Consider the following 18,341-nt stretch of genomic DNA (forward strand, 5'->3'; position numbering starts at 1 on the left):
TCAATCCTTGCGGTTGGGGTTGGTGAAGATCTCTTCGATGGTCAGGCCGAACACGTCGGCGATCTTGAAGGCGAGCGGGAGCGAGGGGTCGTAGCGGCCGGTCTCGATCGCGTTGACGCTCTGGCGCGACACTTCGAGCCGCTCGGCCAGGTCCTGCTGGCTCCAGGCGCGCTCGGCCCGCAGCACGCGGAGGCGATTGATCATTCGCCGCCTCCGCGCATCGCCGCGAGCTTGTTGAAGCAGCGGCCCACGCCCAGCCCGGCGAACCACAGGATCGCGGCATAATAGGCATAGACGTGCGGCACGAGGCCGAAATTCTCGAGAAAGCCCCAGGCCGTCGCGATGCTCAGCGCGAAACCGGTGGCGACCAGCGCCTGGCGCGTCACCTGCACACGCAGATATTCGTCCTGCTCCTCGACGAGATAGCGCCCGAGGACGAAGAACACGCCGATCACCGGCAGCGCGGGCAGCACGCCGGCGACATAGCCCAGCAGCCCGTGCAGCGGGCTGTTCCGCGCATGCATGACCACGCCGATCAGGATCAGCACATAGCTCATCATCAGCAGGATCACCGATTTCGTGTAGCGCCGCTGCGCCCGATTGCCGGCCATGATTGGCTTCCTTTGCAGTTTGTAAAGGGAGCTTTACTCATCGAGTCGCGCAATGTCAACCATGCTTTCCATATGGGAAAGCTTGCCAGACTAGATGCTAATCGCGCTTTCCAGTCGACGCTTCGACATCGAGGTGCCAGCCCTCGAACTCGCGGATCATCGGCCTGCCGCACCCCTCGCACCAGGAACGGAAGGCAGTGCCGTCATTCCATGCACGGCTACGGCTGCGGTGATGTTTGCCGACAAGACAATAGATTGGCTGCAGCAAGCGCATGTGCCGCCTCCCCGGAATCTCGCGGGAATGGTGGCATTTCCACGCAAAAAGTCCATGTTTTTGCGCAACTATGCGAAAATATTACGGGTTTTTAATCCTGGAGCCGCGCCAGCATCTCCGCGGCGAGATGACTGAGCGTGTCGTCGCGCGCGCCCATCACCACGATGCGATCGCCGGCGCGCGCCGCGGCGACGAGATGCGCCGCCGCCGCCGCGCGATCGGGAATGTGGAGCGCGTGGCGCCCGGTCGCCGCGACGTCGGCGACGATGTCGGCGCTGGTCACTTCGCGGCTGGTGGTGCCGCCCTGGTAGACCGGGTCGGGCAGCACCAGCACGTCCTCATCGCTCAGCTTCTCGGCGAACATCGCGACGAGCTCGGCGCGCATCACCTTGAGCGGGCCATAGCCGTGCGGTTGGAACAGCAGGAGCAGCCTGCCCTCAAAGGCGTGCAGCGTGTCCAGTGTCGCGGCGATCTTGTCGGGATTGTGCCCGAAATCGTCGATCACGGCGATCCCGCCCGCCTCGCCGACCAGCTCGAAGCGCCGCTTGAGGCCCTGAAAGCCCTGGATCGCCTGGGCAGCCTCCGCCACCGCGATCCCCGCCGCCGCCGCCGCGCCGATCGCCGCCAGCGCGTTGGAGACATTGTGCCGGCCCGGCACCTGCAGCGTCACCGGGATCGACGCCTCGCCCTCGCGCGCCAGCTCGAAGGTGATGCCGTAGCGCTGCTCGCGCAGGTTGATCGCGACCAGATCCGCCGGCGCGCCGATCGCGAAGGTGAGCAGCCGCGCGCGCGGCATCGTCGCCGCCAGCAACGCGCCCTCGCCATTGTCGAGGTTGATCACCGCCTTGCCCGCCCGCGCGATGAATGCGCCGAACAGCTCGATCAGCTTGTCCATCGGCAGGTGATCGAGGCTGACATTGTTGAGCACCGCCACGCCCGGGCGATAGAGCGCGATCGAACCGTCGCTCTCGTCGACCTCGCTCACATAGGCCCCGCCCCCGCCGACCAGCGCGCTGGCGAAGGGCGCGTCGGGCGTGACGAAATTCTTCATCACCGCGCCGTTCATCACCGTGGGGTCACGGCCCAGCGCATGGAAGATCCAGCCGATCATGCCCGTGACGGTGGACTTGCCGCTGGTGCCCGCCACGCCGATCGAGAGCGGCGCGGCGTTGAACAGCCGGGCGTTGAGCTCCGCCCGGGTCATCCGTGCATTGCCCAGTTCGGCGGCGCGGCGCGCATCGGGCACGGTCTCCTCGATCGCGGCCGAGGCGACGACGATCTGCTCGGCCGAGCCGATCCCGCTGCCGTCCTGCGGGAACAGGGCGATGCCGCTGCGCGCGAGGAAATCGAACTTCGCGGGCAGCCGCGCCTGGTCGAGGCTGCGGTCTGACCCCGCCACCCTGGCGCCCTGTCCGGCCAGGATCATCGCCAGGGGCATCATGCCCGACCCGCCAATGCCCACGAAGAAGTAAGGTTTGCGATGCTCCATGGCCTCGCGCTATCGGCAATTCGAAGCGAAGGGGCAAGGCATGCGCATCGGAGTCGTCGCACCAGCAAGACCGGTCAGCCGCGAGGGATCGCTGCGCATGGCCGCGTTCATGGCGCTGACCTATCCGGGGCACGAGATCGTGTTCCATCCGCAATGCTATCTGCAGGCCGGCCATTTCGCCGGCACCGACGCCCAGCGCGCCGCCGCTTTTCTCGAATTCGCCAATGATCCGGCGTTCGACGCGATCTGGTTCGCGCGCGGCGGCTATGGCTCGAACCGCATTCTCGAAGCGGTGATGCCGAAGCTCGGGCCGGCGGCTCACCACAAGACCTATGTCGGCTTCTCGGACATGGGGTTCCTGCTCGGCGCGCTCTATGCCCGGCGGATCGGCCGGGTGGCGCATGGCGCGATGGCCTCCAGCCTGGGCATGAACGATACCGGCGAGGGCGCCGGCTGGGTGCTCGGCTGGCTGATCGACGGCGACCGGCGCGGCTTCGAGCCGGGCCTTGCCGACGGGCGCCCCGCCGCCGCGTTCAACCTCGCCATCCTGGCCGCGCTGATCGGCACCAAATATCTGCCCGACCTTACCGATCACGTGCTCTATATCGAGGAAGTCGACGAGCCGCTCTACCGGATCGACCGGATGCTGTTCCAGATGGCGCACGCCACCCAGCTCAAGGGCATCGCCGGCGTGCGGCTGGGCGCGGTCACCGCGGTCAAGGACAATGGCGAGGCCGACGGCAATTACAGCTTCGGCGAGACCATCGACGAGATGATCCTGCGCTGGTGCGGGGAAATGGGCGTCCCCTATCTCGGCCGCGCCGAGATCGGCCATGTCGAGCTGAACCGCGTGGTGCCGTTCGGACTGGTGTAGGGGCCTGAAGCACAATCGGCGAGCACCACCTCCCGCCACTCTCTCCGCCCTCCCGCTCTTTCCCGCTCCTCCCCGTCCTCCTCGCTACCCATCCATCATCCCCGCTACCCTCCCGTCATCCCCGCGCAGGCGGGGATCCAGGGCCAGGAGCAATGGTCGTGCGGTCCGTTCTGCCTTCTCCGGCAAGTCGCACCCGCGATTGCTTCGATCGTCCCGAGCTACCCTGGATTCCCGCCTGCGCGGGAATGACGGACCAATCCTGGATGCTCGCTTGGGTTCTAACCCTGGCCCCGCTTCCGGCACCACAGATGGAACATGCCCGCGAAGAGATGCGGGAAATCCGCCTCCAGCCGATCCCACAGCATCAGGTCGTGCCGGTCCGCCGCCGTTCCGAAGCGCTCGGCGAAGCGGGCCTGCGCCTCGGGCGGGGCGTCGAGCATCAGCGGCTCGAAGCCCGCCGCCGCGAGCATCGCCTGGATCGCGGGCAGGCGATACCAATGCTCGCGGACATGGAAGCACAGGTCGCGGCAGCCGCTCAGCGTGTAGAAATCGTCGCTCTCGCGCAGGCCCGCCAGCGGCCGCTCGGGCGGCAGGGAAAGCACATGCGCGCGAAAAGCCCGGATCCCCGCCGCGCTCGCGTCCCAGCCATGTTCGGCGATCGCGCGGCGCGCCTCGGCCACCCGGGCCCGCGCCCGCTCGCTGTAGAGCGCGACGCGCAGCACGCCGCCCGGCACGAGCGCATCCGCAAGCGCGGCCAGCCCCTGCTCGGGCCGCTCCATATGGTGGAGCACTCCGGTGCAGCTCACCATGGCGAAACGCTCGCCCAGCCCAGCCATGTCGAGGATGTCGCCCTGGACGAAGCGCACATTCTCCACGCCCAGCACACCAGCCATGCGCTGGCCATGGGCCAGGCTCGCGGCACTCAGGTCGAGCGCGGTGATCGATAGCGACGGGTCCATCCGCGCCAGGTCGATCGGCTCGAACCCGGTGCCGCAACCCGCGACCAGCACCGCGAGCGGCTCGGCCTGCTGGGCGCCCAGCGAAGCGAGATGCCGGGCCAGCGCGGCATGCGGCCGCGCCGGCGGCACCCGCCAGCGCGGATAGGGATTGGCTTCGTACTGGGCGCGCACCGCCCGCGAGATCGCGTCTCCGGGAATGCCGAGCGACGGCATCGCTTCGGCCAATGCCCGCTCCTCGGCGATCTCGGCGGCGGCGGCGGGAGGAACGCCCAGCGCTTCCCCGCCCCAGGCATATTCGCTCGCAAAAGCCTGTATCGCCAGGGCCTTGCGCAACCCGTCCGGCAGCACCCGCCCGGCGAGCCAGGCCAGCCGCGCCTCCATCGCCGGATCGACATTGATGCAGCGGGTCAGGAACGCGTCCCACAACGGGTCCTCCGCCACTACCGGCTCGGGATATTTGACCAGCAGCATGCGCGCCGCCGTCCGCGCCAGCATCTGGGGATCGGGCGAGCCGGCGCACAGGCAGGTTGCCAGGTCCGCTTCGAGCTGCGGCGGCCAGCCGGTGAGCGACAGCCGGGCGAGCAGATCGGCATAGGCCGGCGCGACGCCCTCGATGTCGAGCGCGAGCGCACGGCTCAGCATCGGCAGGGCCTGGCCATATTGGCCCCGCCGCGCCGCCTCCGCCGCCATGCCCAGCAGTTGCGCGGCTTCAGGATGCAATGCGGCCCACCCGCACCAGCGTCCCGTCCGGATCGCTCACCGCGAACTCATAGCAGCCCCAGGGCTTTAGGCTCGGCCCTTCCTTCTCGATGATCAGCTCGCGCACGCGCTCCGCCACCCCGTCGACATCGTCGGTGTAGAGATAGATGCCGAACGGATTGTGCCCGGGCACCAGCCAGCCGAGCACTGCCTTGTTGAGGTGCAGATGCCAGCCCCTGCCGTCCTCGAGGATCTTGTAGTCGCCATAGTCGCTCACGAGCCGGAAGCCGAGCCGTTCGTAAAAGGCCAGGCTCGCGCCAAGGTCGTTGCAGGGCAGAATGGTGGCGACGCGGTGGTCTTCGGACATCTGGCTACTTTCCGGCAAGGGCGCGGAGCCCCATCTAGCGCGAACGCCGTCCTTGCCCTATAGCGATCCATATGCAGCGTAAGCGCGCCTTCGCCACGACTACTACCGTCCCGGTTTACCGGGAAGTGTTCGGCGCGCGCATCTTCCGCTAACGCTTGCCGAGCACCTCACCCGGACGGGTGAGGTCGCGCCTTCCTCCCTCGTTCGGCCAATCACGGGGCGCCCGAGGGACGACGATGCGATATTATCTGGACAGCGAATTCAACGGCAATGGCGGGCAATTGCTCAGCATTGCCCTGGTGCGCGCCGACGGTGCGGAATTCTACGAAGTGCTGCACGCGCACGAATTGATCGTGCCCTGGGTGAAGGCAAATGTGATGCCCGTGCTGGAGCGGCAGCCGATCGACCGTGCCACGGTGGTGAAGAAGCTGCAGAAATTCCTGCGCAAGGATCCGGGCCCGCACAGCTTCATCGCGGACTGGCCCGAGGATATCGCGCATTTCTGCAAGCTGCTGGTGCGCGATCATGGCAAGCGCAACGATCCGCTACGCTTCCGCTGCCTGTTGCTCGACTTGCCGGGGTTCGACACCGCAAATGCCAGTGCCGCACCCCATAACGCCCTGTCGGATGCCCGGAGCCTGCGCGATCATGTGGAGGCCGGGCTCGCGCCTGGCGGCGAGGGCCTGTCGCCCGAGGACCTCGCCTTGTTGCACGGCAGCTGAGCAGCTCGATCCGACCTTGCCTATATCATGCCCGGGCGGGCATAAGCCGCCCGCCTCGATTTCAACCCTGTAAGTGAAAGCCCATCATGTCCGAGATGTTCCGCATAACGCTGCCCGACGGTTCCGTCCGCGAGGTAGCCCCGGGGACTACCCCGGCGGACATCGCCGCCGCGATCGGCCCGGGCCTGGCCAAGGCCGCGCTCGCCGCGCGCGTCGATGGCGAGCTGCGCGACATCGGCCGCCCGTTCGAGGGCGACGCCCAGCTGGCGCTCGTCACGGCGAAGGACGAGAAGGACGCGCTCGAGCTCGCGCGCCACGATTATGCGCACATCCTGGCCGAAGCGGTGCAGAACCTGTTCCCCGGCACGCAGATCACCTTCGGCCCGGCGACCGACGATGGCTTCTATTACGACTTCGCGCCCAAGGACCGCCCCTTCACCGAGGAGGACCTGCCGGCGATCGAGGCCGAGATGCGCAGGATCATCGCCGCCGACGCGCCGCTGATCCGCGAGGTCTGGTCGCGCCAGCAGCTCATCGACCGCTGGACGAAGCAGGGCGAGACCTTCAAGGCCGAATGGGCGCAGGAACTGCCCGAGGGCGAGGAACTGACCGTGTACCGCGCCGGCAAGGGCGAGGACGCCTGGCTCGACATGTGCCGCGGGCCGCACCTCGCCTCCACCGGCAAGGTCGATCCCAACGCGTTCAAGCTGACGCGCGTCTCGGGCGCCTATTGGCGCGGCGACCAGAAGAACGCGATGCTCTCGCGCATCTACGGCACGGGCTGGCTCAACAGGAAGCAGCTCGACGAGCATCTGATGCGCCTGGAGGAAGCCGCCAAGCGCGACCATCGCAAGCTCGGCCAGGAGATGGACCTGTTCCACCTCCAGCAGGAAGCGCATGGCTCGGTATTCTGGCACCCCCACGGCTTCACCATCTGGCGGGCGCTCGAAGCCTATATGCGCCGGGCGATCGATGCCGCCGGCTATAGCGAAGTGAAGACGCCGCAGGTGATGGATGCGCGCCAATGGGAGCAGTCCGGCCATTGGGGCAAGTATCGCGAGAACATGTTCGTCATTCCGGACGAGGTGCCGAACGTCGATGACGAGGGCCCGATCGTCTCCGACGCCGCCGACTGGATGGCGCTCAAGCCGATGAACTGCCCGGCGCACGTGCTGATCTTCCGCCAGGGCATCAAATCGTATCGCGAGCTGCCGATCCGGCTCTACGAGAACGGCTGCTGCCACCGCAACGAGCCGCATGGCGCGCTGCACGGGCTGATGCGCGTCCGCCAGTTCACGCAGGACGATGCGCACATCTTCTGCCGCGAGGACCAGATCGTCGAGGAAGTGCAGGCCTTCTGCCGCCTCGCCGACCGCATCTATCGCGACTTCGGGTTCAAATATTCGATCAAGCTGGCGCTGCGCCCCGACAAGCGCTTCGGTACCGAGGAGATGTGGGACAAGGCCGAGGCGGAACTGCGCGACGCCGTGGTCCGCGCCGGCCTGGCCACCGAGGAATATGGCTGGGAAGAGCTGCCCGGCGAAGGCGCCTTCTATGCGCCGAAGCTCGAATGGCACCTGACCGACGCGATCGGCCGCACCTGGCAGGTCGGCACGATCCAGTCGGACCGCGTGCTGCCCGAGCGCCTCGACGCGTCCTATGTCGGCGAGGATGGCGAGCGCCACCGCCCGGTGATGCTCCACCGCGCGATCTTCGGTTCGTACGAGCGCTTCATCGGCATCCTGATCGAGCATTTCGCCGGCAAGCTGCCGGCCTGGCTGGCTCCAACCCAGGCAGTGGTGGCGACGATCGTCTCGGATGCCGACGACTATGCGCACGAAGTAACCCGGAAGCTCCAGGCGGCCGGCATCCGCGTCGCGAGCGACCTGCGCAACGAGAAGATCAACTACAAGGTGCGCGAGCATTCGGTCGCCAAGGTCCCGAACCTGCTGGTGGTCGGCAAGCGCGAGGCCGAGGAGGGCACGGTGGCGCTGCGCGTGCTGGGCAGCCAGGGCCAGCAGATGCTGAGCCTGGACGAGGTGGTGGCGAAGCTGGTGGCCGAGGCGACTCCGCCCGACCTCGGATGAGCCCGGCCGGCACCCGGCGGGCCAATTGGGTCCTGTTCGCAGCGGCCGTTACCGGTGCACTGGCAGCTGCGTTCATCCTGTTCGGCTTCCTGGCGCTCGGCGAATGCCTGCCGCGCGACGGCGGCGCCGCGATGCAGGCATGCGACGCCGCGAAGCAGCGCGAGTTCTGGCTCTATCCCGCGCTCGTGATCGTGTCGCTCGCGGCCGCGGCCAGGCTTCATGCGGCCCGGCCGGCCCGGGGCCTGGCACTGGCGGTCGCCAGCCCGCTTCTCGGCATGATCCTGCTCGTGTCGATCGAGAGGCTGGTCGGCGGATGAACCCGGCCACGCTTGCGATCTACGCGGTCGCCGCGCTGGCGGAGATCGCGGGCTGCTTCGCCTTCTGGGGCGTGCTGCGGCTGGGCAAGCCCGCCTGGTGGCTCGTCCCCGGCGGCGCCTCGCTCGCCCTGTTCGCCTGGCTGCTCACCCTGAGCAGCGCGGACGCGGCCGGACGCGCCTATGCCGCCTATGGCGGTATCTACATCCTGGCCTCGCTCGGCTGGCTGGTGCTGGTCGAGCGGGTGCCGCCCACACGCTGGGACCTGGCCGGCGCGGCGCTGGCGGTGCTCGGCTGCGTGGTCATCCTGTGGGGGCGCCGCTGATGGCCCATATCCGCCCAGGCACCGAAGCGGACGTACCGCGCGCGCTGGCGATCTGGCGCGCCGCGGTGGACGCGACGCACGGCTTCCTCTCGCCCGAGCATCGCGCCGAGATCGACATGATCGTCGCCGAGCAGTTCCTGCCCGTCGCCCCGCTCTGGCTGGTCGAGGACGACGCCGGCACGGTGCAGGGCTTCCTCGCCATGGACGGGGCGATGATCGACGCGCTGTTCGTCGATCCGGCCGCCCATGGCCGCGGCTTCGGCACCGCGCTGATCGATCATGCGCTGGCGCTCTCGCCGGACGCGCTGGTCGATGCCAATGAGCAGGCGGACAATGCCCTGCCCTTCTATCTCGCCCGCGGCTTCGAAGTGATCGGCCGCTCGGAGACCGATCCGCACGGCCGGCCCTATCCGATCATCCATCTGCGCCATGCAGGGGTGCCGGCCTGACTAGGCACAGGCGCACGGGGACCTGCACCCCGAGCAGCAGGCCACGCGCCCGCAGCCACGCAAGCGGCGCCGGTTCGTGCCGTTCGAAGTTCGCCGCGCGCAGCACCTGCCCGCCGGCGCACGGCGCCTTGCCGAGCGTGAGCAGGTCACGGCGCGGCGCTTCCTCCACCAGCGGCAGGGCGGCGGCGCCGGGGACCAGCGCGAAGGTCCGCCGCGTCCATTCGTCGGTCGCGAGGCTTCCCGGCGGCGCCGCCGCGATCCAGGCCGAGGCGGCAACCCGCGCCGATGCGAGGTCGGGCTGGTCATAGGCCGTCAGCAGCGCGCGGCCGGCGAGCAGGGCGAAGAGCGCCGCGACGATCAGCCGGCCGCCGTCGCGCCAGGCCCGCGCCCCGAGCACGCCCAGCGTCGCCGCCGCCGCGGCATAGGCGAAGGGAAACATGCGCGGCTTGGGGTCGACTGCCAGCACATAGGTCAGCAGCATGAAATGGAGCAGCGCCGCGACCGCGATCAGGCGCAGCCACCGGTCGCGCCGCCAGGCCCCGGCCCGCGCCACCGCGAGCGCCAGCGCGCCGCACAGCGTCAGCCCGCATAGCGGATCGGCGAGCAGGTTGAGCAGCGGGTCCACCGTCCAATGGACATGGATGCCCATGCTGCGCCGCCAGTTGCGGATGAAGTCTAGGTTGAGCAGCGGGCTGCGGCTGGTGTCCACGCCCGCCGCCAGCTCGGTGGTGGGGATGCGGCCATGATGGAGCGACAGCTTCCAGCCATATAGCGGATCGCCGGTCGCCATCGCATAGCCGAGCGCCTCGATGCCGAGCAGCGCCACGGCCGCGGCGGCGAAGGGCAGCGCGAGCCGCCGCCGGTCCGGCACCAGCATCAGCCACCCCAGGCCGAGCAGCGGCAGCAGCGCCAGGCTGCTCATCCGCGTCATCACGGCCAGCGCCAGCATCGCGCCCGCGATCGCGGCCCAGCGCGCGGCGTTCCGCTCGAGCGCGATCTGGAGGGCGAGCAGACAGGCCATGGTCCAGGCGAATTCGGGCTGGTCGACCAGCGGCTGGAGCGCGTTGAGCGGGAACAGCGGCGTCAGTGCCAGCGCCGAGCCCGCCAGCATCGCCGCCGTGGCGCCGAAGCGGCGCTCGACATTGCCGACGAACAACAGCAGCCCCGCCATGGTGTAGAGCAGCGGCACCAGCCCCACCGTCCAGGGCCGCTCGCCGAACAGGGCCAGTACGGCGCCCATCGGCGCCACCAGCGGAAAGCGCGCCGCCCAATGCGTGCCGGGAAGACAGATGCCGTTCCGGGCCACGCACCGCGCCGCCTCGAGATAATGCCAGTCGTCGCCGCCTCCACCGACATAGAAGCGTGGAAACAGCAGCACGACCCCGAGCAGCAGCGCGAGCGGCGGCGCCCAGGCGGGCATGCGCCCCCCGGTTCCGCTCGAATCGATCGCGGCGATGCGCGCCATGCCCTGCCCTTTCGGCCGTCTTCATGGCCCGGCCGGCCCTAAGCCATCGCTAAAACCGGGCTTGCGGGCAGCGGCTTTACACCCGATATCTGCGGTTGCCGTGCCACAGTGCGCGGAATTTCGGCGGAAATGCAGGTGCCGGACTACCGGAGTGCCGCATCCTGCGTTATTGAGCCGCCCAAACCCCGAGTCTGCAACAACAGGAGCAAGTCGTATACGTCCGCCCATGAATCGCCGCTCGATGGTGGCGCCGCCGATGAACGGTCCGCGGTTTAACGAATTCATTCAGTCGCCCAAGGTCCGCGTGATCGACCATGAGGGTGAGAATCTCGGCGTGATGTACACGCGCGAGGCGATGGAACAGGCGCAGGAGCTCGGGCTCGACCTGGTCGAGGTGTCTCCCAATGCGGACCCGCCCGTCGCCAAGTTCCTCGATGTCGGCAAGTTCAAGTACGAGGCGCAGAAAAAGGCGAACCTCGCCCGGAAGAGCCAGAAGACGCAGGAGATCAAGGAGATCAAGATGCGTCCGAACATCGACGATCACGATTATGACGTGAAGATGAAGGCGATCCACAAGTTCATCGGCGAAGGCGACAAGGTGAAGGTCACCCTGCGCTTCCGCGGCCGCGAGCTTTCGCACGGCCAGCTCGGCATGGCGCTGCTCCAGCGCGTCCAGCAGGATTGCGCCGAGGATGCCAAGGTCGAATCCTATCCGCGCATGGAAGGCCGCCAGATGCTGATGGTGCTGGCGCCCAAGTGATCCGATGCGGCGCCCTGGCGGCGGCACTACTGCTGCCGGGCGCCGCTTCTGCCCAGACGATCCAGGCCCCGCTCTCCACCGCCCATGCCGACGAGCCGATGGCGGTGCCGGCCGACTATGTCCGGGTCTGGTCCGACGAGTTCGACGGCAAGCGCCTCGATCCGCGCAAATGGGCCTATGACACCAGCCGCAACAAGGAAGGCTGGTGGAACAACGAGCTGCAATATTACGCCGCGAACCGCCGCGAGAATGTCCGTCTCGAGCGCGGCAAGCTCGTCATCGAGGCGCGCAGGGAGCGGCTGAGCGGCCGCGCCGATTATGGCGGCCAGGACTATAGCTCGGGCAAGATCCAGACCCGCGGCCTCGCCGACTGGACCAATGGCTTCGTCACGGTCCGGGCGAAGCTGGCCTGCGGCAAGGGGATGTGGCCGGCGATCTGGATGCTCGGCAGCGACGAGAAGGCCGGCTGGCCGGGCCTGGGCGAGATCGACATCATGGAGCATGTCGGCTGGGATCCCGGCCGCGTCCATGGCTCGATCCACACCAAGGCCTATAACCACGTCGCCAAGACGCAGAAGACCGCCCAGGCGATAGTGCCCGACGCCTGCACCGCCTTCCACGACTACCAGCTGGACTGGAACCAGGACCGCATGCTGATCGGCGTCGACGGCCGGGCATTTCTGCGCTTCGACAACGACCGCAAGGGCAATCCCGACACCTGGCCCTTTGCGGGACCCCAATATCTGATCCTCAACGTCGCAGTCGGCGGCTGGGGCGGCGACAAGGGGATCGACGCGGATGCGTTCCCGTCGCGCATGGAAGTGGATTATGTGCGGGTGTGGCAGAAGAAGCGGGATTAACGGCGAGCCGGGGAAGGCGCAAAGCCCCGGCCATCGCCTTCCTCTCCATCGGCATCCCGCCCCACGCCGTCATCCCGGCCGAAGCTCAGGCCAGGGGCGGCTCCCACAGCTCGATCGGATTGCCCTCGGGGTCGTGGATGCGGGCGAAGCGGCCGGTCTCCGGCGTGTCCCATTCGTCCTTGGTGATGATCTCGATCCCGCGCGCGTTGAGTTGCTCGAGCAGGCTGTCGAGATCGCGCACGCGGAAGTTGAGCATGCAGCTCTTGTCCGACGCGAAATAGTCGGTCGTCGCCTTGAACGGCTCGAACACCACCGGGCCGGGCTCCGGATGCCAGAACCACGGGCTGGCCTGGCCGCTCTCGTCGGCCCCGAAGCCGCCGCCCACGCCCAGCACCTCGCCATACCAGGCCTTGAGCCCCTCGGGGTCCTGCGCCCGGAAGAAGAAGCCCCCCAGTCCGATCACCGGCATCGTCGATCTCCTTCGCTCAGGCGGCCTCGGCCACCGTTCCATCGCCCGCGGCGGCCTCGAGCAGGCGGCGCTCGATCGTCTTCAGCCGGCCACCGCTTTCGATCTTATCGCCGATCAGGTCGGTCAGATAGAAGGTATCGACCGCGCGCTCGCCATAAGTGGCGACATGCGCCGAATGGATCGTCACCTTCGACTGGAACAGCGCATAGGCGAGGTGGAACAACAGGGCCGGCCGGTCGCGCGCATTGATCTCGACCACGGTGAAGCGGTTCGAGGCATTGTTGTCGATCAGCACGTTCGGCTCGATCGCGAAGGCCTCCGCGCGCGGCCGGACCAGCGGCTTGGCCTTGAGCCGGTCCTGGAGCTTGGCGCGGTTAGCCAGCGCGTCGGCGATCGTCGCCTTGATCCGGTTGAGCCGCGCCTCCTCGTCGAAGGGGCGCCCCAGCGGATCCTGGATCAGGAAATTGTCGAGCGCCATGCCGTCGCGCGTGGTGTGGATGCGCGCGTCGATGATGTTGCCGCCCGCGACATGGATCGCGCCGGCTATGCGATAGAACAGGCCGGGATGGTCGGCGGCATAGACCGTCACCAGCGTCGCCCCGCGCTCGGGATAGACCTGCGCCTCGACCGAGAGCTGAGCATCGCCCGCCGCGTCGATCTGGCGGGCGTTGCGCTCGAGCACGTCGGCCGGCTCGGCGATCCAGTAGCTCTCGGTCATCCGCTTCCGGAATGCGGCCATGCGCGCCTCGTCCCAGCGGAGCAGCTGGGCGAGCTCCTCCTGCTTGGCGGCGATCCGCTCGGTCCGCCCGCGCTGCTTGTGGCCGAGGCGGAGCACTTCCTCGGTGGCGTCGTAGAGATCGGCGAGCAGCTGGCGCTTCCAGCCGTTCCACACGCCGGGCCCCACCGCGCGAATGTCGACGATGGTGAGAAGCAGCAGCATGCGCAGCCGCTCGGGGCTCTGCACATGGCCGGCAAAGTCGAGGATCGTCTTGAAGTCGCTCAGGTCGCGCTTGAAGGCGGTGGCGGACATGATCAGGTGCCAGCGCACCAGCCATGCCACCGTCTCGGTCTCGGCCGGGCTCATCCCCAGGCGCGGGCAGAACCGCCCGGCGACTTCGGCGCCCAGGATCGAATGATCGCCGCCGCGGCCCTTGGCGATGTCGTGCAGCAGCACCGCGACATAGAGCGCGCGGCGCTGGGCGATCTGCTTGAAGATGCTGGTCCCGAGCGGATGGTCGTCCTTGAGCTCGCCCTTCTCGATCTGGTTGAGCAGCCCGATCGCCCGGATCGAATGCTCGTCCACCGTGTAGTGATGGTACATGTCGAACTGCATCTGCGCGACGACCCGGCCGAAATCGGGCACGAAACGGCCGAACACGCCCGCCTCGTTCATCCAGCGCAGCACCGTCTCCGGGTTGCGCGGCGAAGTCAGCACGTCGAGGAACAGGGCGTTGGCGCGGGGATCGTCGCGAACATCATCGACCAGCTTGGCGTCGCGCGCGGCGGCGCGCATCGCCAGCGGATGGACCTCCAGATTGTGCAGGTCGGCGAGCTGGAACAGCTCGATCAGCCGGACCGGGTCTTCCCGGAAGAAATCGTCGCGCGGCAGGGCGAGCCGGCCCCGATCGAGCGTGAAGCCCTTGAGCTTGCGGGGGCGGCGCCACAATGTCGGGAAGCCGAAGCGGCTGCCGCGCGCCGCGAACTTCTCGTCCAGATGGGCCAGGAACACGCCGGTCAGGTCACCCACCACCTTCGCCTGAAGGAAATAGAAGCGCATGAACCGCTCGACCTTCGACATGCCGGGCCGGTCCGCATAGCGCATCCGCTCGGCGATCTCGCGCTGGACGTCGAAGGTCAGCCGGTCCTCGGCGCGGCCGGTGATCAGGTGGAGATGGCAGCGCACCGCCCAGAGGAAATTCTCGGCCCGGCGGAACTGGCGGAACTCGAGCTTGGTGAGCAGCCCCTTCTCGACCAGTTCGGCCGGCTCGCGGACATTATAGGCGTATTTCCCGATCCAGAAGAGCGTATGCAGGTCGCGCAGGCCGCCCTTGCCCTCCTTGACATTGGGCTCGACGACATAGCGGCTGTCCCCCATCCGCTTGTGCCGCGCCTCGCGCTCGGCGAGCTTCTCGGCGATGAAGGTGCGCGCGGTATCGGCCTGGACCTCCGCCTTGAAGCGCGCCGCGGCCTCGTCGTAGAGCGCGGTGTCGCCCCATACATAGCGCGCCTCGAGCAAGGCGGTGCGCACCGTCACATCGGCCTTGGACTGGCGCACCATCTCGTCGAGCGACCGCGACGAATGCCCCACCTTCAGCTGCATGTCCCACAGCGAATAGAGCATCGATTCGATCACCTGCTCGCACCAGCCGGTGACTTTCCAGGGCGCGAGGAAGCCGATGTCGATATCCGAATGCGGCGCCATCTCGCCGCGGCCGTAGCCGCCCACCGCGATCAGCACCATGCGCTCGGCGGCGCTGGGATTGGGATTGGGGTGCAGCCGCTCCGTGGTGAAATCCCAGAGCAGGCGCAGGAGCTGGTCGATCAGAAAGGCACCCGCCGCCGCGATCTCGTGCCCCCGGGAGGGATGTTCGGCGAGACGGGCGGCGATCTCGGCCCGACCGGCATCGAGCGCCGCCTTGAGCTCCTTCGTCCCCGCCGCGCGCAGCTTCGCGCCATCCCTGGCCTGCAGCGCGTGGAGCCGCTCGGCAACGCCGCGCCGGTCGATCAGCGCACGGCGATTGGGGACATTGTCGAAGCGGCTGGACATGCCGCGGAGATAGGGCGTGCCGGCCCGCACGTCACGTGCAAAGCCGGAAAGCACCTGGCATTCCCTGCCTCCGCCATTCCGGCGAAAGCCGGGATGACAGGCAAGCGAGGCTAATCGCCGGCCTCAGCCGACAAAGGCGCGTTCCAGCACGAAGCTGCCGGGGTTCGCGTTCGAGCCCTCCGTGAAGCCATGGCCCTCGAGCATGTGCGCGAAATCCTTGATCATCGCGTTCGAGCCGCAGAGCATGATGCGATCGGTCTCGGGATTGAGCGCGCGATCGCCCACCACGGGCGGCTGGAACAGCCAGCCATTCTCGATCAGCTGGCCGATCCGCCCCGTGGTGCGGAACGGCTCGCGGGTGACGGTGGCGATATAGTGGAACTGGAGCAGCGCCTGGTCCGCCACCAGCGGATCGCCCGCCAGCTGCGCGGTCAGCTCGTCATGATAGGCAAGGTCGCTCACCCGGCGCGTCGAGTGGACGATCACCACCTGGCTGAACCGGTCATAGATGTCGGGATCGCGCGCCAGGCTCAGGAACGGCGCCAGGCCGGTGCCGGTGGCGAGCATGAAGAGCCGCTTGCCGGGCAGCAGCGCATCGGCGACGAGCGTGCCGGTCGGCTTCTTGCCGAGATATACCTGGTCGCCCGGGCGGACGAGCTGCAGGCGCGACGTGAGCGGGCCGTCCTCCACCTTGATCGAGAGGAACTCGATCTCGTCCGACCAAGTCGGGCTGGCGATCGAATAGGCGCGCATCAGCGGCTTGCCGTCCACCTCGAGCCCGATCATCACGAACTCGCCCGCGCGGAAGCGGAAGCTTGCCGGGCGCTCGATCGCGAAGCTGAACAAATGCTCATTCCAATGCCTCACCCAGCGGACGGCGCAGGTCTGGAACGCGGCGTGCTCGGGAAGGACGATCGGCGGACGGGCATGCATGTTCACGGGATCAGGTCTCTCTAACTTCACTTCAGCGCCCGACGGCGACGGCAATCCGCGCCACCGCTACGGATAGCGGGAGGCGCGCCTCGGGCTTCACGATCTGCTCGATGATGGCATCGACGCGCGGCTGCGCGCCGGCGCGTGCTAGCGCATGCAGCGAAAGGAGCAAGGCCTCGTCGTCGCCTATTTCCGCCGCGAAGGGCGGTTTGAAGCGAAGTTGGGACAATGATTCACGCTCGAGCAGCAGCATCGACATATTGAGGTCGGGGAGCATCTCCGCAAGCCCCTGCCCCAGCAGCGCCGGCCCCAGCGCCGAGCACGGGCAACGCCCGGCACGCACGCTCGCCACCCATTGCCGCATCGAGGAGAGCAGCAATCGGTCGATCGGCGAGACCTCGGCGATGGAGCGATCCAGGAACTGGTACAAAGGCGATCCCCATGCCCCGGGGGGGAATCCGGGCACGCGAATCGCCTTAGCGCTTGTTGCGAATGATTAGCAATAGCGTAGTTTTTATTCGACCCGCGAAAGCCTGGCTATCTCCGCGGTCAGCGCGTCGATCTTCGCGTGCAGGCTGTCGATCTGCACCTCCGTGCGCAGATTGGTCTCATAGTCGAGCCGCGCCTCGAGCCGGTCCTTCGCCGCCTGGCGGTTCTGGCTCATCATGATGATCGGGGCCTGCAGCGCGGCGAGCATCGACAGCATCAGGTTGAGGAAGATGAAGGGAAAGGGATCAAAGGCATGCGCGCCGAGCAGCACCGTGTTCAGCAGCGCCCAGGCGCCGAGGAACAGGCCGAAGCCGATGATGAAGCTCCACGAGCCGCCCACCGCGGCGACCCGGTCGGCCAGCTTCTCGCCAAAGGTCAGCCGCGCGTCGAACAGCGCGTTCGGATCGCGCCCGATGCCCAGGCGGCGGAGATCCGACAGGAAACGGATGGCTGCGTTCATATTACACCTCACTGCCGACCGGCCGCCCTTCCCGATTCCTCGGGGGCCGGTGCGCGAGGTGAGCAGATCAGCTCAGCGCGGCGGCCCTGGGCGGCACGGTCGATCGACTATGATCGTTGCTGGACATGCCCCCATTCTCGGAGTTGTGGCGGTTGCGGGCGCACGATTGTGCGTCCAGCGTCGAGATGGCGGTGCCATCCCCCGATTTCAAATGAAAAAGCCGTCATGTTTCGCATCGGCAGCCCCCGCGAATCCGCGACCCGTTCCTTCCGGATGCTTAAGCAGTTGCTGGGCACCCCATCCGGGTGCGATGACGGATATGTCTGAGCAACACGGATTGGAAAGTCGCGATGCTTCGGGGATGGGCCGATCTCTTGCCGCCGGATGAAAGGCTCCGGGCCTTCGGGCCGGGACGCCGGCGCGCGATCGCCGTCATCGCGATCGCGGCATGAACGAGCTGCCGGCCGGACTGACCGCCGAGCAGGTCGAGGTGCTGCGCCTCGTCCAGCAGAACCTGTCCTCCAAGGAAATTGCCCGCCTGCTCGGGATCTCGAAATCGGCCATCGACCAGCGGCTCGACCGCGCGCGCCAGGTGCTCGGCGCCTCCTCGCGGCGCGAGGCCGCGCGCATCTTCGCCGGGCTCGAGCCGGGATATGACCGAATCACACGTGACCCGGCGGCGCTTGTCTATCCGGCCCCGGCCACTGCATTTCCGTCGGCGGCGGACAGGAACGACATGCCCGTCCAGCGGGTCCAGGCGACGCGGAGCGCGTTCGACATGGAGCCCGGGGTCGGACATGTCAGCCTGCGCCAGCTGTTGAAGGGGGTACGGCCAAATGATCTCAGTACCGCACAGCGGTTCATCCTCACGCTGCTGGTCGCCATCGGCGTGCCGATGCTGCTCGGCGGGTTGAGCATGCTGCTCTACGGCGTCGTCGCCATAGGCCGCCTCTTCCTCCGCTAGCCC

Annotated in this window: 20 protein-coding genes; 9 read left to right on the forward strand and 11 right to left on the reverse strand. The window is 67.8% G+C overall.

Annotation, left to right across the window (positions count from 1 at the left end; genetic code table 11):
- The 3 genes from OMP43_RS08855 to OMP43_RS08865 form a co-directional block, all read right to left on the reverse strand.
- Positions 1 to 204, reverse strand: coding sequence for a helix-turn-helix transcriptional regulator (locus OMP43_RS08855; RefSeq protein WP_280279355.1), 204 nt, complete (start codon positions 202 to 204; stop codon positions 1 to 3).
- Positions 201 to 611 (reverse strand): hypothetical protein, encoded by a 411-nt coding sequence (locus tag OMP43_RS08860; RefSeq protein ID WP_280279356.1) that lies wholly within the window; start codon positions 609 to 611, stop codon positions 201 to 203. The genes OMP43_RS08855 and OMP43_RS08860 overlap by 4 nt, the downstream gene beginning before the upstream one ends.
- Positions 612 to 976: 365 nt before the next feature.
- Positions 977 to 2,374: a Mur ligase family protein gene (locus tag OMP43_RS08865; RefSeq protein WP_280279357.1), complete on the reverse strand. Its 1,398-nt coding sequence runs from the start codon at positions 2,372 to 2,374 to the stop codon at positions 977 to 979.
- Between the two features lie 40 nt (positions 2,375 to 2,414).
- Here OMP43_RS08865 and OMP43_RS08870 point away from each other — a divergent pair, with 40 nt between their 5' ends.
- On the forward strand, positions 2,415 to 3,248 hold the full coding sequence (locus OMP43_RS08870) for an LD-carboxypeptidase (protein WP_280279358.1): 834 nt from the start codon (positions 2,415 to 2,417) through the stop codon (positions 3,246 to 3,248).
- A gap of 278 nt (positions 3,249 to 3,526) precedes the next feature.
- On the opposite strand, the gene OMP43_RS08875 is transcribed toward OMP43_RS08870, so the two are convergent.
- Complete coding sequence (locus OMP43_RS08875) at positions 3,527 to 4,927, reverse strand: class I SAM-dependent methyltransferase (RefSeq protein ID WP_280279359.1); 1,401 nt, start codon at positions 4,925 to 4,927, stop codon at positions 3,527 to 3,529.
- Positions 4,917 to 5,273, reverse strand: coding sequence for a VOC family protein (locus tag OMP43_RS08880; protein ID WP_280279360.1), 357 nt, complete (start codon positions 5,271 to 5,273; stop codon positions 4,917 to 4,919). Before OMP43_RS08880 ends, OMP43_RS08875 begins: the two co-directional genes overlap by 11 nt.
- A gap of 236 nt (positions 5,274 to 5,509) precedes the next feature.
- On the opposite strand from OMP43_RS08880, the gene OMP43_RS08885 reads away from it, so the two are divergent.
- The 5 genes from OMP43_RS08885 (at position 5,510) to OMP43_RS08905 (ending at position 9,171) form a co-directional block, all read left to right on the forward strand.
- Positions 5,510 to 5,995: a hypothetical protein gene (locus OMP43_RS08885; protein WP_280279361.1), complete on the forward strand. Its 486-nt coding sequence runs from the start codon at positions 5,510 to 5,512 to the stop codon at positions 5,993 to 5,995.
- An 86-nt stretch (positions 5,996 to 6,081) separates the two neighbouring features.
- Positions 6,082 to 8,082 (forward strand): threonine--tRNA ligase, encoded by a 2,001-nt coding sequence (thrS, locus tag OMP43_RS08890; RefSeq protein ID WP_280279362.1) that lies wholly within the window; start codon positions 6,082 to 6,084, stop codon positions 8,080 to 8,082.
- Positions 8,079 to 8,399 carry a hypothetical protein gene (locus tag OMP43_RS08895; RefSeq protein ID WP_280279363.1) on the forward strand — a complete coding sequence of 107 codons (321 nt, stop codon included), beginning with the start codon at positions 8,079 to 8,081 and terminating at the stop codon, positions 8,397 to 8,399. The genes thrS and OMP43_RS08895 overlap by 4 nt, the downstream gene beginning before the upstream one ends.
- Positions 8,396 to 8,722, forward strand: a complete 327-nt coding sequence (locus OMP43_RS08900; protein WP_280279364.1) for a YnfA family protein — start codon at positions 8,396 to 8,398, stop codon at positions 8,720 to 8,722. The genes OMP43_RS08895 and OMP43_RS08900 overlap by 4 nt, the downstream gene beginning before the upstream one ends.
- On the forward strand, positions 8,722 to 9,171 hold the full coding sequence (locus OMP43_RS08905) for an acetyltransferase (RefSeq protein WP_280279365.1): 450 nt from the start codon (positions 8,722 to 8,724) through the stop codon (positions 9,169 to 9,171). The genes OMP43_RS08900 and OMP43_RS08905 overlap by 1 nt, the downstream gene beginning before the upstream one ends.
- Here OMP43_RS08905 and OMP43_RS08910 read toward each other — a convergent pair.
- Positions 9,137 to 10,636: a glycosyltransferase family 39 protein gene (locus OMP43_RS08910; protein ID WP_280279366.1), complete on the reverse strand. Its 1,500-nt coding sequence runs from the start codon at positions 10,634 to 10,636 to the stop codon at positions 9,137 to 9,139. The genes OMP43_RS08905 and OMP43_RS08910 overlap by 35 nt on opposite strands.
- Positions 10,637 to 10,862: 226 nt before the next feature.
- Between OMP43_RS08910 and infC the strand changes: the two genes are divergently transcribed.
- Both infC and OMP43_RS08920 read left to right on the forward strand, forming a co-directional pair.
- Positions 10,863 to 11,396 (forward strand): translation initiation factor IF-3, encoded by a 534-nt coding sequence (gene infC / locus OMP43_RS08915; protein ID WP_086127343.1) that lies wholly within the window; start codon positions 10,863 to 10,865, stop codon positions 11,394 to 11,396.
- Positions 11,393 to 12,256, forward strand: coding sequence for a glycoside hydrolase family 16 protein (locus tag OMP43_RS08920; RefSeq protein ID WP_280279367.1), 864 nt, complete (start codon positions 11,393 to 11,395; stop codon positions 12,254 to 12,256). The genes infC and OMP43_RS08920 overlap by 4 nt, the downstream gene beginning before the upstream one ends.
- 85 nt (positions 12,257 to 12,341) lie before the next feature.
- Here OMP43_RS08920 and OMP43_RS08925 read toward each other — a convergent pair whose 3' ends face one another.
- From OMP43_RS08925 to OMP43_RS08945, 5 genes are all read right to left on the reverse strand, one after another.
- Positions 12,342 to 12,725: a VOC family protein gene (locus OMP43_RS08925; protein WP_280279368.1), complete on the reverse strand. Its 384-nt coding sequence runs from the start codon at positions 12,723 to 12,725 to the stop codon at positions 12,342 to 12,344.
- A gap of 16 nt (positions 12,726 to 12,741) precedes the next feature.
- Positions 12,742 to 15,492 carry a [protein-PII] uridylyltransferase gene (locus OMP43_RS08930; RefSeq protein WP_280279583.1) on the reverse strand — a complete coding sequence of 917 codons (2,751 nt, stop codon included), beginning with the start codon at positions 15,490 to 15,492 and terminating at the stop codon, positions 12,742 to 12,744.
- A 123-nt stretch (positions 15,493 to 15,615) separates the two neighbouring features.
- Positions 15,616 to 16,425, reverse strand: a complete 810-nt coding sequence (locus tag OMP43_RS08935) for a ferredoxin--NADP reductase (RefSeq protein WP_280279584.1) — start codon at positions 16,423 to 16,425, stop codon at positions 15,616 to 15,618.
- Positions 16,426 to 16,456: 31 nt separating this feature from the next.
- Positions 16,457 to 16,855, reverse strand: a complete 399-nt coding sequence (locus OMP43_RS08940; RefSeq protein WP_280279369.1) for a hypothetical protein — start codon at positions 16,853 to 16,855, stop codon at positions 16,457 to 16,459.
- An 84-nt stretch (positions 16,856 to 16,939) separates the two neighbouring features.
- The gene (locus OMP43_RS08945; protein WP_280279370.1) at positions 16,940 to 17,374 is read right to left on the reverse strand and encodes a DUF1003 domain-containing protein; all 435 of its coding nucleotides are present in this window, start codon (positions 17,372 to 17,374) and stop codon (positions 16,940 to 16,942) included.
- Between the two features lie 448 nt (positions 17,375 to 17,822).
- Here OMP43_RS08945 and OMP43_RS08950 point away from each other — a divergent pair, with 448 nt between their 5' ends.
- Positions 17,823 to 18,338: a helix-turn-helix transcriptional regulator gene (locus OMP43_RS08950; RefSeq protein WP_280279371.1), complete on the forward strand. Its 516-nt coding sequence runs from the start codon at positions 17,823 to 17,825 to the stop codon at positions 18,336 to 18,338.
- Positions 18,339 to 18,341 lie beyond the last annotated feature (3 nt).

The organism is Sphingomonas sp. CBMAI 2297 (genome assembly GCF_029870595.1).
GTDB lineage: Bacteria > Pseudomonadota > Alphaproteobacteria > Sphingomonadales > Sphingomonadaceae > Sphingomonas.